Origin of the sequence: Gilliamella sp. W8126 (assembly GCF_016102185.1) — a bacterium.
Taxonomy (GTDB): Bacteria; Pseudomonadota; Gammaproteobacteria; order Enterobacterales; family Orbaceae; genus Gilliamella; species Gilliamella apis_A.
The window spans coordinates 423,092-437,212 of the sequence record NZ_JACFPE010000001.1 but is presented as its reverse complement, the minus strand read 5'-3'; the positions used below and the strand labels follow the sequence as shown (position 1 = coordinate 437,212).

Here is a 14,121-nt window from a genome sequence, read left to right as displayed (position 1 = left end):
TACTAACTATAGAACGAATAAATATCATCAATAAAAAAAAGCATTCAAGCAATATTTTTATCCAATAGTCATTAAAACTAATTTCACGGTAATGAGTATATACAATAAAACAAGGTTTGGTATAGTATATTTAATGTCTTACCATAAAATTTACAGTGATCAAAATAGAATGACTTTATATATTGTTGCAACACCCATCGGTAATTTAGATGATATTACACTAAGAGCCATTAATACACTTAAAAGTGTTGATCTTATTGCGGCTGAAGACACTAGACATAGTGGACTACTATTACAACACCTAGGTATTAAAGCTAAACTTTTTGCTTTACACGATCACAATGAACAAGAAAAAGCACAAGTTTTGATCGAAAAACTAAAATCAGGTTTATCAATTGCATTAATTTCAGATGCAGGCACACCGCTAATTAATGATCCTGGTTATCACCTAGTGAAAGCTTGTCGAGAAAATAATATTAATGTGGTACCAATTCCGGGCGCTTGTGCGGCTATTGCCGCATTATCGGTTGCTGGATTACCTTCTGACAAATTCAGTTATGAAGGTTTTTTACCGGCAAAAACCAAAGCTCGTCAAGATTATCTAACTACTTTATGCGAAGAGAGTCGAACAATGATTTTTTATGAATCAACTCATCGACTGTTAGAAACCCTAAATGATATGCAAACAATTTGGGGGTGCGATAAACATATTGTTTTAGCAAAAGAACTCACTAAAACATGGGAAACGATTGTCAACTATCCAGTAAATGAGTTAATTGACTGGTTACAAGAAGATAGTAATCGCCAAAAAGGCGAATTTGTTCTAATTGTTGAAGGACATAGCAAAACTGATAATGCTATTGATGCCAAAGTCATGACTACCTTAAAGTTATTAGTTAAAGAGTTACCATTGAAAAAAGCAGCGGCAATTACCGCAGAGATGTATGGGCTGAAGAAAAATCAATTATATCAGATCGGTTTATCACTGGAAAATTAATCAAAAAGGTAATTAATAGTTAATTATGATGATAGGAACAACAATTTTTAGTTCCTAAACTTAATACACTTGTTTTGCTCAATATTTTATATCAGTATCAACATTAGCATAATTAGCCTAATTTAGTATATAATTGCTGCCTATTTTTAAGATTTTTATAATACAAGGTAATAAACAGTATGGGATTTAAATGTGGAATTGTCGGACTACCTAATGTAGGTAAATCAACGCTTTTTAATGCACTAACCAAAGCAGGAATCGAAGCTGCTAACTTTCCGTTTTGTACGATTGAACCGAATACAGGTGTAGTGCCAATGCCAGATCCGCGTTTAGATCAACTTGCGGAAATTGTTAAACCACAGCGAACCTTACCTACTACAATGGAATTTGTTGATATTGCAGGATTAGTTAAAGGTGCATCGAAAGGTGAAGGCCTCGGTAATCAATTTTTAGCCAATATTCGTGAAACAGAAGCGATTGGCCACGTTGTTCGTTGTTTCGAAAATGAAAATATCGTTCATGTTGCAGGTAAAATCGATCCGGCTGAAGATATTGAAATCATTAATACTGAACTTGCGTTAGCTGATCTTGAGGCTTGCGAAAGAGCCATTACCCGTTTACAAAAACGTGCTAAAGGTGGTGATAAAGACGCAAAGTACGAACTTGAAATCTTAGATAAATGTTTACCTCATCTTGAACAAGGCAAAAAACTATTATTACTCGATTTTAGTAAAGAAGAATTAGATGCAATTAAATATTTAAGCTTTTTAACCCTAAAACCAACAATGTATATTGCTAATGTTAATGAAGATGGTTTTGAAAACAACCCATATTTAGAAAAAGTCAAAGCTATTGCTGAGCAAGAAAAAGCCGTCGTTGTACCTGTCTGTGCTGCTATTGAAGCTGAATTAGCTGAACTTGATGACGCTGATCGCGATGAATTTATGCAAGACCTTGGTTTAACTGAACCTGGCTTAAATAGAGTAATTCGCGCAGGTTATAGTTTACTTAATCTGCAAACTTACTTTACTGCTGGTGTTAAAGAAGTTCGGGCATGGACAATTTCTGTTGGAGATACTGCGCCACAAGCTGCCGGTAAAATTCATACCGATTTTGAAAAAGGCTTTATTCGAGCACAAACCATTGCTTTTGATGACTTCATTAAATATGGTGGTGAACAAGGCGCTAAAGAAGCAGGCAAAATGCGCTCTGAAGGGAAAGATTATATCGTACAAGATGGTGATATTATGAATTTCTTATTTAATGTTTAATCTTTGTTGATGCCGTATATTACGGCATCATTATCATATATTTATATAACTCAATAGATTATCTGCTATCAATTAACTACTTGTCTAACACCACGGAAAATCGATTATAAGGAGCTTCATTTATGTTATTAACCTTTGAACAAGCCAAAAAAAATATACTTGAAGCAACAAATAATCATAAACCGGCAATGGAAAAAGTAGCATTATTTGATGCCTTAGATCGAATCACTGCTGAACCTGTTATTTCTCCAATTAATGTACCTAGCTTTAATAATTCAGCTATGGATGGTTATGCTGTAAGATTATCTGATATCAATAAATCGACGTTATTACCGTTAGCAGGAGTCATTTATGCAGGTGACGATATCTCATCATTAAATTGGCCTAAAGGTAGTTGCTTACGAATTATGACTGGTGCACCAGTTCCTAACGAAGCTAGTGCAGTTGTAATGCAAGAAGAGACAGAACAAACTGAATCAGGAATTAAATTTTTACAGGAGATAAAACCAGCTAGTAATATTCGTTATATAGGTGAAGATGCTAAACAAGGTGCGGTTATTGTCGAAAAAGGTACTCGATTAACTATTCCGACCTTATCCAGTTTAGCAACACTTGGTATTGCTGAGTTAACAGTATATCGAAGAGTAAAAGTTGCAATATTTTCCACCGGTAATGAATTAACCGAGATTGGCAGCCCATTAGCAAATAATAGTGCAATTTATGATAGTAACCGATTTACCCTCAAATTATTATTAAACAAATTAAATTGTGAAATTATTGATTTAGGGATTATTGTCGATGATCCGAGCAAAATTAAGCAAACACTCGAAACCGCATCTAAACAAGCTGATTTAGTGATTAGTAGTGGCGGTGTTTCAGTCGGGGATGCTGATTATACTAAAATGGCACTAGAGGAACTGGGTAAAGTTAACTTCTGGAAAATTGCCATAAAACCAGGAAAACCGTTTGCCTTTGGCAATATAGGTAATGCGTTATTTTGCGGATTGCCGGGTAATCCTGTTTCAACTCTCGTCACTTTTTATCAATTGGTTCAGCCATTAATTTTGGCGCTTGCTGGACAAAATTTAACAGAAGTTGAGTTATCACTTAAAGTAAAAACAGCAACAAATCTGAAAAAAAGTATCGGTAGATTGGATTTTCAACGAGGTGTATTGCAAATTTCAACTAATGGCGAGTTAGAGGTTGTCTCAACTGGTCAACAAGGCTCCCATCTCACGCAATCGTTTAATCATGCTAATTGCTTTATCTTACTTGAAAAAGATAGAGGCAATGTAACCAAAGGTGAGATAGTAACTGTTGAGCTGTTTAATACACTATTAAAATAGTGCAACTAATATCGCCCCAGCAGCTATCATGGCAACGCCTATAGCCGAAAGAAATGAAATTTTTTCGCCAAATATGATGGCTGCAAAAATAACCGCAAAAACGACACTAAGTTTATCAATGGGGGCGACTTGCGATACTTTCCCTTCTTTTATTGCCATAAAGTAAAATAACCACGATAACGCCCCAGCAACGCCACTCAATGCAATAATAAGCAGTGCTTTTTTATCATTAAAAAAAGTATTAATTAAATTCAGTTTTCCCTGTACAACAACAACACCAACTAAAAATACTGCCATCACTATAGATCTAATTGCTGTCGCAGTATTAGCATCAAGATGTTGTAAACCAATTTTACCGAGAATTGCTACGCAAGCCGCAGTAATCGCCGATAATAATGCATAAATAAGCCAAGCACTCATATAAATTAATACCTATCAATTTGGAATAAATATTGTTGATTATTAGAATTTCTTTGACATTGCTCTGATTTATTCATTACACCACGGCAATCTTCGAGAACGCCATGAGCTTTTGACCAATGATATTGTTTACCTTCATCATTTTTGCCACCGCAAGCAGTTAAACCTAAACTAAGCGTTAAACAAGTTAATGCAATAATTACAGATTTCATTATATTTCCCCTCAGATATCAAAATGTAGTTTAAATTATTATTGCTAATTATTTTAGTTCATTATTGCGCTGATTGATAGCTAAGCTATCACCTATTTTTAATATATAAAAAGCTCTATCTTTCTTTAATGAATTTAATAATGTTGGTGGTTCATCTAATGGCTCATCAGCCAATTCAAAAGCCCCCCAGTGGATCGCAATGGCTGATTGGCAATTTAATTCATCATAAAGTTGTACAGCTTGTTGTGGATCTATATGCTGCGATTGCATAAACCAACGTGGTGCATAAGCACCAATTGGTATCAAAGCAAGGTCTATCTGCTTAAATTTATCGGTTATTTTCTTTAAGCTTGCGCAATAACCTGTATCCCCCATAAAGTAGACCGTTTTAGTTGATAATGGTTTATCAATATCTGTCTGCATAACCCATCCACTCCATAATGCTTTATTCACATCAAATGCACCTCGATTACTCCAATGTTTTGCTGGCGTAGCAGTAAAGGTAATTCCATTAACATTGGTCGATTGCCACCAATCTAACTCAATAACTTGCTTGGCCCCCCATTTTAATAATTTACTTTTAAGTCCCAAAGGCACCAGAATAGTAATTTGTGGAAACTGCGTGATAAGTTGGCAGATACTATTAAAATCAAGATGATCATAATGACTATGAGATATGACCACCACATTAATTGACGGTAATTTATTAATAGTGATTGCTGGTTTTGTTCGTCGTTTTGGCCCAATAAATTGAACCGGCGAAACCCGGTTAGAAAAAACTGGATCGGTTAATATCCATTGTTCATCAAGCTTTATCAAGGTAGTAGAATGTCCGATCCACCAAACTCTATCACCGCTTAAGCTAATATCAATTGAGCTAACCCAATTTTGGATGAATGCTTGATATCCGCCTTTCGGCGGTAACACTTTACGTTGCAGTCGCCAACGCAAAGCATCAGTTAATTTAATTGAAAAAGGTTCAGTATTATCAAAACCTTTCTTTTTATGATGTGACTGATCACATATTATTTTGTTCGCTTTACTCATTAAGGGATATCTAGTTGTAGTTATTTAGCGCTGCGTTCTATTAATACCGCAACGTTACCAGCATTAGCAATGGCATCAGGTTTTGACACTTTTATTTTCAACCATTGTACCGAGAATTGCTCAATGACTAACATTGCGACACGTTCAGCTACAGTTTCAATCAATTCAAATTTATTTCTTTCAATAAACGACGTTATTGATTGCGACACAACAAAATAGTCTAAACAAAACTTCACATCATCACTTTGCCCAGCAGGTTGATTATCCCATGCCATTTCAAGATCAAGAACTAACTTTTGTTTAATCGTTTTTTCCCAATCATAAACACCAATAGTGGTATAAACCGTTAGTGATTCAATGAATACTCTATCTTTAATTGTTAATGTCATATTCTATTCCAAATATAGATATTGTTTAAAATAGAGATTACCGAATCTTAATAAATTACGCTATAATTTATTTTAAATAATAGTAAATAATAGTTTATATGACGCGAATTTTTCAGCCTTACACAATCAATCAAAATAGTTTGATCACTTTGGATGATAATGCTTTTAATCACCTTATTCGAGTATTAAGAATGAAAACGGGGGAATCAATTACTCTTTTTGATGGTTCCAACCAAATTACGCCTGCCGTAATACATGAAGTTAATAAAAAAACGGTTATTGTTAAAACAGCAAACAGTATGTTAGATAATCGAGAATCACCATTGAACATTCATTTAGGACAAGTGATTTCTCGGGGTGATAAAATGGAGTTTACTATTCAAAAATCGGTAGAATTAGGTGTTAATACCATTACTCCCCTACTTTCAGAACGTTGTGGCGTCAAACTCGATCAAGAAAGACTCGAAAAGAAAGTTCAGCAATGGCAAAAAATTGTTATTTCGGCTTGTGAACAATGTGGACGAAATATCATCCCAAGCATCAATCCAGTAATGAAATTAGAAAATTGGTGTGCAAATTTAACCGATAGTTTAAAACTTAACTTACACCCTAAAGCCGAACAAGGAATAAATCAATTACCGAATGATAACAAAAATATTAGTTTATTAATTGGGCCGGAAGGCGGCCTATCTAATGAAGAAATTAGCATGACTCATCAATATCAATTTACTGATATTTTGCTTGGACCGAGAGTATTACGTACTGAAACAGCGGCGTTAACTGCAATAACAGCCCTTCAAGTTCGTTTAGGTGATTTAGGTTAGTCGCAAGAAATAAATAAGTTAACAAATGATTGCTTTGCTTATTAATCGGTAACGGGTATGATAGTTGAAAACTTGATTATTATTGCTAATACCTCTTTCTACCTTGATTTTATATAAATTATTAAATAGGTAGAGCAGCATGCAAATCATCAACACCGAATTCAGTAAAATCAAATATAATCAGTAAGGAGTTACCATGATCAAACTTGGTATTGTTATGGACCCCATTAGCCATATCAAATTAAAAAAAGATACTAGTTTTGCGATGCTACTTGAAGCACAAAAACGCGGCTATCAACTTTATTATATGGAAATGAATGATCTGTTTTTACGCAATGGAGAAGCTAGTGCAACAACACGTACAGTAACAGTTCATAACAATAGTGAGCATTGGTTTGATTTTGGAGACGAACAGACTATAGCATTAAGTGAACTTGATGTAATATTAATGCGCAAAGATCCGCCTTTTGATACTGAATTTATCTATGCAACCTATATATTAGAGCGTGCAGAAGAGAAAGGAGTATTGGTAGTAAACAAACCCCAAAGTCTGCGTGATTGTAACGAAAAATTATTTACGGCTTGGTTTGCTAATTTTACACCTGAAACCCTAGTTACTCGCCAGACATCACAAATTAAGGCTTTTCATCAACAATATCATGATATCATTTTAAAACCACTAGATGGCATGGGTGGTTCGTCAATTTTTAGAGTAAAACAAGATGATCCCAATGTTTCGGTGATTATTGAAACGCTTACTGAACATAATACCCGTTATTGCATGGCGCAAACATTTATTCCTGCAATCAAAGATGGAGATAAACGGGTTTTAGTTGTCGACGGTGTACCCGTGCCTTACTGCTTAGCAAGAATCCCACAAAAAGGGGAAACACGAGGAAACTTAGCAGCTGGTGGACATGGTGAAGTCAGACCATTAAGTGATAGTGATTGGCAAATCGCTAACAGTATCGGTCCTGTTTTGAAACAAAAAGGACTACTATTTGTGGGACTTGATATTATTGGTGACAAACTAACCGAAATTAACGTTACTAGCCCGACTTGTGTTCGAGAAATTGAAGCTGCCAACCCAGATTTATCAATCACAGGTTTATTAATGGATGCTATTGAATCAAGATTAAATATAAAGAGTTAAAAATGATTAGAGAATATCAAGCAAAAGATTTAGATGCCATAATGACAATTTGGCTTCAAGGTAATGAACAAGCACATAATTTTATCGATCCTGAGTTTTTTAAACAAAATTTTGAATTAGTGAAGATGTTGATCCCAATGTCAACAATATATGTTCAAGATATCAACGGCGTTGTTGTTGGTTTTATTGGCCTAACTGAAAATTATATCTCAGGTTTATATGTTGAAAAAAATTCTCGTCATCAAGGTACGGGGGCAGCATTAGTTGAAAAGGCCAAACAACGTCATAACGAATTAATGGTACATGTTTACAAACAAAATAGTGATGCAATTAACTTTTATTTATCACAAAATTTTGAAATTGTTGGTGAATCAATTAATGAAGAAACCAATCATCCTGAAATATTAATGCGCTGTAATGTTGAACATAAAGTCAAAATAGGTAAATGTGCATTATAAATTTAACGACAATGTGAGCATATGAATTTAAAAAATCATTTTATTATAGCCATGCCTACTGTTAATGACTCAATTTTTAGTCGTTCAGTAATATATATTTGTGAACATAATCGTGATGGTGCAATGGGGATTATTATTAATAAACCCATTGTTGATCTCAACGTAGAAACGGTATTATCCCGTTTAGAAATAACCGCATCAAAAAGTTGTGCTGAACTTGAACACCCCGTGTTTTGTGGCGGCCCGCTTGCAGAAGAGCAAGGATTTATTCTCCATACTCCTCATCAAGGGTTTGCTTCAAGTATAAAAATTTCTGATGATATCATGATTACCACATCTCTCGATGCATTAAAATCTATTGGCTCACCAGAACAACCAAAAGATCTTTTCTTAGCATTAGGTTATTCAAGTTGGCAATCATTACAACTTGAAAGTGAAGTAGCAAAAAATGATTGGTTAGTTACCGATGTTGATCCTGCAATTATCTTCGAGGTAGCTATTGAAGATCGTTGGCAGAAAGCAGCTGAATCATTGGGCATTAATATTAAAATGATTTCACCTCAAATGGGTAACGCATAAATTATGGCTACCATCATTGCATTTGATTTTGGTACAGCGAGCATCGGCGCAGCTATCGGTCAAGATATAACCAAGACTGCGAATCCACTTTGTTCATTCAAAGCTCGAGATGGCATCCCTAATTGGCAGTCAATAGAAAAAGTACTTAATGAATGGAAACCTGATTATTTAGTGGTAGGATTGCCACTAAATATGGATGGCACAGAGCAACCATTAACCGCAAGAGCACGCAAATTTGCAAACCGTCTGCATGGAATGTTTGGCTATCAAGTTCATTTACAAGATGAACGGTTATCAACCGTTGAAGCAAAATCACATATCTTTGCTTCACGTGGCTACCGAGCCCTTGAAAAAGGCCATGTTGATGCGACTTCGGCAATTATTATTTTAGAAAGTTGGTTCGAAAATAGCGAATCTTGATAATCAAGAAATTATTTTAACAATAATTAGTCGCCAATAAATTTCATCCTTGCTAAAATAACAAGCAATTTTTTCTATTGAAAGGACTGCTCCCCGTGTCAAATAATAAATCTCTTAGCTATAAAGATGCTGGTGTCGATATCGATGCTGGCAATGAATTGGTTGATCGTATTAAATCTGTCGTAAAAGAGACCAAACGTCCTGAAGTTATGGGTGGACTTGGTGGTTTTGGTGCATTATGTGCAATTCCGGAAAAATATAAACAACCTATTTTAGTTTCAGGTACTGATGGTGTTGGCACTAAATTACGCCTTGCAATGGATTTAAATCGCCATGAATCAATTGGTATTGATTTGGTTGCTATGTGCGTTAATGATTTAATTGTTCAAGGAGCTGAGCCTTTATTTTTCCTCGACTATTATGCTACAGGTAAATTAAATGTCGATGTTGCCGCAACAGTTGTTACGGGTATTGCGGAAGGTTGTAAACAATCTGGGTGTGCATTGGTTGGCGGTGAAACTGCAGAAATGCCTGGTATGTATCATGGCGATGATTATGACTTAGCCGGCTTTTGTGTCGGTGTAGTTGAAAAATCAGAAATGATTGATGGTAGTAAAGTTCAAGATGGCGATGCACTAATTGCCCTTGCATCAAATGGTGCGCATTCAAATGGTTATTCATTAGTACGTAAAATTATCGAAGTTAGTGGTGTTAATCCAGCAACAGAACAATTAGACGGAAAACCATTAGCAGATCACTTACTTGCGCCAACTAAGATTTATGTAAAATCAGTACTTGATTTGATTTCAAAAATCGATGTTCATGCTATTGCACACATTACTGGCGGTGGTTTTTGGGAAAACATTCCACGAGTTTTACCTGATAACACTCAAGCTGTTATTGATGAATCTAGTTGGCAATGGCCGGCCATCTTTAATTGGTTACAACAAGCAGGTAATGTAAGCCGTCATGAAATGTACCGTACTTTCAATTGTGGAGTAGGTTTAATCATCGCTTTACCAAAACAGTTAGCCGAACAAGCAATTAATTTACTTAATCAGCATGGTGAAAAAGCTTGGTTACTTGGCGAAATAAAACACTCTTCATCAACTGAACGAGTTGTTATTCAGTAATATATACAATATCAATTTTTGTCTAGTAATTGTAACTAATCAGCTAATATTACTGGACAAAAATTATTGATATAAAAATCTTCAAAGAAATTCCTTGCAGTATCAACCTAATATTTGCGTCTTATGTTTTTCTATACCAATACCCTTCCTTATTTATTTTTACTAAAAACGTATAGTTAGCCAAAAATTTAACTCAAAAATAACTAAAAGCTATCTTAGTTTCTGGTACAATATGCAAAATTATTATAACTAAGTAATGTCATAATACTCTAAGATACAAGGTTTTTTAATGATCATATCAGATGCTAATAGTGCGGTGTCATCTGTCGCATATCGTGCAAACGAAGTCATTGCTATTTATCCAATAACTCCAAGTTCATCTATGGCTGAACAAGCCAGCACGTGGGCGGAATTCAATAAACCTAATGTTTTTGGTGATACGCCGAAAGTCGTTGAAATGCAATCCGAAGCAGGAGCAATATCAACCGTACATGGCGCATTAATGACTGGGGCATTAGCAACATCATTTACTTCATCGCAAGGTCTGTTATTAATGATTCCTTCGCTATATAAAATAGCTGGGGAATTAACACCATTTGTATTACATGTTGCTGCCCGTACTGTTGCAACTCATGCCTTGTCTATTTTTGGTGATCATTCTGATGTTATGTCTGTCAGGCAAACTGGTTTTGCCATGTTGTGTTCTAGCTCGGTACAAGAAGCACAAGATTTAGCCTTAATCTCGCAAATTGCAACACTCAATAGTAGAGTACCATTTATTCATTTTTTTGATGGTTTTAGAACTTCACACGAGGTAAATAAAATTTATCCAATCAGTGATGAACAGATTCGTAATTTGCTTCCCCATCAAGCTATTGATGCTTTTCGCCACCGCGCCTTAACGCCTGATAACCCAGTCATTCGTGGAACATCAGCTAATCCTGATACCTATTTCCAGTGCCGTGAAGCAGTTAATCCATATTATGAGAATACTTTCAATCATGTTGCTGATGCTATGCAAGCCTTTGAAAAAGAGACAGGTAGGAAGTATCAACCTTTCGAATATTATGGCGCAAAAGATGCTGAACGTATCATTGTCATTATGGGCTCCGGCGTCAGCACCACGAAGGAAGTTGTCGATCATCTGATTAAAAATGACGAAAAAGTTGGTGTCGTTATCGTAAGATTATTCCGACCATTTTCAGCAACTCATCTACTTGACGTTATTCCGCAAACTGTGAAAAAAATCGCAGTACTAGATCGTACTAAAGAACCTGGAGCACAAGCTGAACCTCTTTATCTAGATGTAATGACAGCCTTTGCTGAGAGTTTTTCACGTGGCGAACGAAACCATTTACCGCAAATTATTGGTGGTCGTTATGGTTTATCATCGAAAGAGTTCGATCCTCGCTGTGTATTAGCCATTTTTAATGAACTGACAACAGAGAAACCTAAACCTCGCTTTACCGTTGGGATTTATGACGATATAACCGGTTTGTCACTGCCATTACCAGAAAAATCCATCCCACAAAAATCAGCACTTGAAGCACTATTTTATGGTTTAGGCAGTGATGGTACGGTTTCAGCGACCAAAAATAATATCAAAATCATTGGTGATAGTTCGCCATTTTATGTACAAGGTTATTTTGTTTACGATTCGAAAAAAGCAGGTGGTTTAACCACGTCTCATCTTCGAGTTAACCTTGAACCAATAGATTCACCATATTTGATAACCAGTGCCCATTTTATCGGTTGTCATCAAGATCAGTTTATCGACAAATATCAAATAGTTGAAAGATTAAAAGATGATGGTATTTTCTTACTAAATACACCTTATAGTAAGGATGAGGTTTGGCATAGATTACCTAAAGAAGTGCAAATTCAATTAATTAAGAAAAAAGCACATTTTTATATTATTAATGCAGCTAAAATTGCTCGAGAATGTAATTTAGGTGCAAGAATTAATACGGTCATGCAAGCTGCATTCTTCCATTTATCAGAAATATTTAAAAATGACTTTAGCATTTCACAGCTAAAAGAAGTTATTGCCAAAAGTTACAGCAGTAAAGGACAAGATATTGTTGAAAATAACTGGAAAGCACTCGATTTAGCCATTGCATCTCTTGAGCAAATTCCATTAAGTTGCGTGGATGAAAGTAGTTCATCACGTCCGCCAGTTGTGCCAAGCAACGCCCCTGATTTTGTTAAAATGGTCACTGCAACTATGTTAGCTGGCTTAGGTGATAGTTTACCTGTTTCAGCCTTTCCACCCGATGGAACATGGCCAGTTGGCACCACCAAATGGGAAAAACGTAATATTGCTGAAGAAATACCAATCTGGCAATCTGAACTTTGTACTCAATGTAACCATTGTGCAGTTGCTTGTCCGCATGCAGCCATTCGAGCAAAAGTTGTTGAACCAGAAGATATGATCAATGCACCAGAATCACTAAGCTCACTTGAAGTAAAAGCTCGAGATATGAAAGGTCAACGTTATGTTTTACAAGTTGCGCCTGAAGATTGTACCGGATGTAATTTATGTGTTGAAGTTTGTCCTTCACGTGACCGTAATAACTTTGATGTTAAAGCCATTAACATGCGTTCACGAATTGACAATTTAGAAACTCAGCGTGCTAACTATAATTATTTCACCGACCTTCCTGATCGGGAAATCAAAACGCTAGAACGAATTGATGTACGTACATCACAACTATTAACACCTTTATTTGAATATTCTGGTGCTTGTGCCGGTTGTGGTGAAACACCATACATCAAACTACTAACCCAATTATATGGTGATCATCTCGCTATTGCTAATGCAACGGGTTGCTCGTCAATTTATGGTGGTAATTTACCATCTTCACCATATACAACCGATCGCAATGGCCGTGGACCGGCTTGGGCAAATTCACTATTTGAAGATAATGCCGAATTTGCACTTGGTTATCGTATTACTTATGATCAACATAAAAAACGAGCATTACGTTTGCTTGAACATGTTGCCGGTGAGATTTCGCCAGAGATTGTTATTAATTTACAATCACCAGATTTATCAATTGATGAAAAACGAACTCAAGTTAATTTATTACGTCAACAATTAGCGCATTTAACTTCAGCTGAAGCTAAGGAGTTAATGCAAGATGCTAATTATCTGATTGATAAATCAGTATGGGCTATTGGTGGTGATGGTTGGGCTTATGATATTGGCTTCGGTGGACTCGATCATGTAATGAGTTTAACCGAAAACGTTAACATCTTAGTGCTCGATACCCAATGCTACTCGAATACAGGAGGACAGCAATCTAAAGCAACACCGATGGGAGCTGTATCCAAATTTGCAGATTTAGGTAAACATAAAGCTCGTAAAGATCTTGGGGTCAGTGTAATGATGTATGGCCACGTTTATGTCGCTCAAGTTGCTTTAGGTTCGCAATTGAACCAAACACTTAAAGCATTACAAGAAGCCGAAGCTTATGATGGCCCTTCTCTGGTTATTGCTTATAGCCCTTGTGAAGAACATGGTTACGACTTATCTAAATCTCATGAACAGATGAAAGATTTAGTTAAATCTGGTTTCTGGCCGCTATATCGTTATGATCCACGCCGCATGCAAGAAGGAAAACCAGGTTTAGTGTTAGACTCTAAAGCACCAAACAGTCAATCATTAACGGATGTTTTACTTAAAGAGCAACGTTTCCGTCGTTTAGAAACACTTGAACCAGTTATTGCCAATACTTTACATGAGCAATCAACTAAAATGGTAAATTCTAAATATAAATTCTTGCAAATGCTGGCAACCTATTCTGATATTGAAACACCAGCAGATAGTTAATAACAAAGTAACTATCAGGCAAAAATAGTCTTAGTTATGA

14 protein-coding genes are annotated in these 14,121 nt (G+C 35.8%); 10 read left to right on the top strand and 4 right to left on the bottom strand.

Annotated features, from left to right (window positions below; genetic code table 11):
• The first annotated feature begins 133 nt into the window (after positions 1 to 133).
• From rsmI to moeA, 3 genes are all read left to right on the top strand, one after another.
• Complete coding sequence (gene rsmI / locus H3S74_RS01990; RefSeq protein WP_198247104.1) at positions 134 to 997, top strand: 16S rRNA (cytidine(1402)-2'-O)-methyltransferase; 864 nt, start codon at positions 134 to 136, stop codon at positions 995 to 997.
• A gap of 179 nt (positions 998 to 1,176) precedes the next feature.
• The gene (ychF, locus tag H3S74_RS01985; protein ID WP_034902214.1) at positions 1,177 to 2,268 is read left to right on the top strand and encodes a redox-regulated ATPase YchF; all 1,092 of its coding nucleotides are present in this window, start codon (positions 1,177 to 1,179) and stop codon (positions 2,266 to 2,268) included.
• A gap of 122 nt (positions 2,269 to 2,390) precedes the next feature.
• Entirely contained in the window at positions 2,391 to 3,614 is a 1,224-nt protein-coding gene (gene moeA / locus H3S74_RS01980; RefSeq protein ID WP_198247103.1) for a molybdopterin molybdotransferase MoeA, read from the top strand.
• Here moeA and H3S74_RS01975 read toward each other — a convergent pair.
• From H3S74_RS01975 to folB, 4 genes are read right to left on the bottom strand one after another with little or no spacing between them, the layout of a single operon-like run.
• A complete protein-coding gene (locus H3S74_RS01975; RefSeq protein ID WP_086359021.1) occupies positions 3,606 to 4,034 on the bottom strand; it encodes an EamA family transporter in 429 nt (142 codons plus the stop codon). The two genes, moeA and H3S74_RS01975, sit on opposite strands and share 9 nt — an antisense overlap.
• Positions 4,035 to 4,039: 5 nt before the next feature.
• Positions 4,040 to 4,246, bottom strand: a complete 207-nt coding sequence (locus H3S74_RS01970; protein WP_110448097.1) for a hypothetical protein — start codon at positions 4,244 to 4,246, stop codon at positions 4,040 to 4,042.
• Between the two features lie 48 nt (positions 4,247 to 4,294).
• A complete protein-coding gene (locus H3S74_RS01965; RefSeq protein WP_198247102.1) occupies positions 4,295 to 5,293 on the bottom strand; it encodes an MBL fold metallo-hydrolase in 999 nt (332 codons plus the stop codon).
• A 20-nt stretch (positions 5,294 to 5,313) separates the two neighbouring features.
• Positions 5,314 to 5,682, bottom strand: a complete 369-nt coding sequence (gene folB, locus H3S74_RS01960; RefSeq protein ID WP_198247101.1) for a dihydroneopterin aldolase — start codon at positions 5,680 to 5,682, stop codon at positions 5,314 to 5,316.
• Between the two features lie 98 nt (positions 5,683 to 5,780).
• Between folB and rsmE the strand changes: the two genes are divergently transcribed.
• The 7 genes from rsmE (at position 5,781) to nifJ (ending at position 14,081) form a co-directional block, all read left to right on the top strand.
• On the top strand, positions 5,781 to 6,506 hold the full coding sequence (gene rsmE, locus H3S74_RS01955) for a 16S rRNA (uracil(1498)-N(3))-methyltransferase (protein ID WP_198247100.1): 726 nt from the start codon (positions 5,781 to 5,783) through the stop codon (positions 6,504 to 6,506).
• 196 nt (positions 6,507 to 6,702) lie between these two features.
• Complete coding sequence (gene gshB / locus H3S74_RS01950) at positions 6,703 to 7,659, top strand: glutathione synthase (RefSeq protein WP_198247099.1); 957 nt, start codon at positions 6,703 to 6,705, stop codon at positions 7,657 to 7,659.
• Positions 7,660 to 7,661: 2 nt separating this feature from the next.
• Positions 7,662 to 8,117: a GNAT family N-acetyltransferase gene (locus H3S74_RS01945; protein WP_110448102.1), complete on the top strand. Its 456-nt coding sequence runs from the start codon at positions 7,662 to 7,664 to the stop codon at positions 8,115 to 8,117.
• 21 nt (positions 8,118 to 8,138) lie between these two features.
• On the top strand, positions 8,139 to 8,696 hold the full coding sequence (locus H3S74_RS01940) for a YqgE/AlgH family protein (protein ID WP_110448103.1): 558 nt from the start codon (positions 8,139 to 8,141) through the stop codon (positions 8,694 to 8,696).
• Between the two features lie 3 nt (positions 8,697 to 8,699).
• On the top strand, positions 8,700 to 9,116 hold the full coding sequence (gene ruvX / locus H3S74_RS01935; protein ID WP_232351535.1) for a Holliday junction resolvase RuvX: 417 nt from the start codon (positions 8,700 to 8,702) through the stop codon (positions 9,114 to 9,116).
• 95 nt (positions 9,117 to 9,211) lie between these two features.
• Positions 9,212 to 10,249, top strand: a complete 1,038-nt coding sequence (gene purM, locus H3S74_RS01930) for a phosphoribosylformylglycinamidine cyclo-ligase (RefSeq protein WP_198247098.1) — start codon at positions 9,212 to 9,214, stop codon at positions 10,247 to 10,249.
• 289 nt (positions 10,250 to 10,538) lie between these two features.
• Complete coding sequence (gene nifJ, locus H3S74_RS01925; RefSeq protein WP_198247097.1) at positions 10,539 to 14,081, top strand: pyruvate:ferredoxin (flavodoxin) oxidoreductase; 3,543 nt, start codon at positions 10,539 to 10,541, stop codon at positions 14,079 to 14,081.
• Positions 14,082 to 14,121 lie beyond the last annotated feature (40 nt).